Origin of the sequence: Mycolicibacter senuensis, assembly GCF_003284925.1 — a bacterium.
Taxonomy (GTDB): domain Bacteria; phylum Actinomycetota; class Actinomycetes; order Mycobacteriales; family Mycobacteriaceae; genus Mycobacterium; species Mycobacterium algericum_A.
In genome coordinates, this window is record NZ_QMEX01000297.1 from 1 (window position 1) to 1373 (window position 1373).

The 1373-nt window shown below is 72.3% G+C and carries 2 protein-coding genes; both read right to left on the reverse strand.

Annotated elements, in window-relative coordinates; genetic code table 11:
• Positions 1–578, reverse strand: a 578-nt coding sequence (locus DQP56_RS24255) for an alcohol dehydrogenase catalytic domain-containing protein (protein WP_165825139.1), incomplete at its 3' end; no start/stop codon positions are given.
• A 47-nt stretch (positions 579–625) separates the two neighbouring features.
• The coding region (locus DQP56_RS24260) for an NUDIX hydrolase (protein ID WP_112689620.1) at positions 626–1373 on the reverse strand (748 nt) is incomplete at its 5' end.

Sequence of the window (1373 nt, forward strand, 5' to 3'; positions counted from 1 at the left end):
CGCTCGAGGCCCATGGCGGCGGCGAACTGCACGCCCAGGTGGCCCAGCCCGCCGACGCCGAGCACCGCGACGCGGTCGCCGGGCAGCGCCCGGGTGCAGCGCAGCGCGTTATAGGTAGTCACCCCCGCACATCCCATCGGCGCCGCCTCGACGAAGGACATCCCGTCGGGGATCCGCGCCAGCGCGTTGGCCGGCACCGTCACCGATTCGCCGTAGCCGCCCGGGTAGTGCAGGCTCGGCACCTGCCCGTCGGCGCAGTGGATGAAATCACCCTTGCGGCAGGGGATGCAGTGGTTGCAGTGACCGCCGAACCATCCCACCGCCACCCGGTCGCCGACGGCCCAGCCGGTCACGGCCGAGCCGAGCTCGGCGACCCGGCCGGCGATCTCATGCCCGGGGGTCAACGGCCAGCTGACGCCGGGAAACCCGCCACCGACAATGCCCTGGTCGGTGCCGCAGACACCGCAGGCCGCGACGTTGATCCTGACCTGATCGGGTCCCGGCGCGGCGGTGTCGACGTCGACGAGGCTCAGCGGCGCACCGGCCGATGGCACCTGAACAGCGCGATGAGTTGGCATTGCCCGAGCTTATTCCGCCGCAATCCGGGCAGCCAGGGCCCGAGCGGTCAGGAAATGCGGCGCAGCACCGGTTGCCCATCGGCCGAATCGGCCAGCCGGGCGGCCTCGGCGAGCCGCTCGCCGAGTTGCAGCGGGTAGACCTTTTCGCCGCCGGCGGCCAGCTCGGCGATCGTGGCCGCATCGCACCAGCGGTGACCGTGCAGGTAACGCTGCTCCAGTCCGGTGCGACCGGCGCCGGACGGTTCGAACCGGGTGGTGCGATAGGCGAAGAAGAACTCCTGGCTGTCGATCCGGTCGCCATTGAACTGGAAGGCCGCGTCGCGGCGCCAGATCGGCCCGACCAGCTCCGCGGGGTCGACCGTCAACCCGGTCTCTTCGTGCAGTTCGCGCGCCGCCGCGTCGGCCAGCGGCTCATCGGGCAACACCTGGCCGCCGACGGTGAACCACCAGCGCGGTGCGGGATTCTCGGCGTCGTCGGGCAGGGCCGGGTCGCGGCCGCGCAGCAGCAGCACCGAGCCCGTGTCGTCGAGCAGCACCACCCGCGCCGAGACGCGCGGGCCCAGGACGCCGTGGTCGCCGTAAGCGACCATTCCGGCCCGTTCGACGATCTCGAAATACGTTGGCATCGGGGCGGTTCCGCCCAGATGCAACGCCCGAACCAGCGGGCGTTCCCGCAGCGCCACGGTGTCGCGGACCGCGTCGTTGTGGAACCGGCGCGCCAGCAGCACCCGCGCTTCGGCGTCGGCCAGCTCGGCGATCATCGCCGGCGGCAGCGACGCGGTGTCGACCATCGCC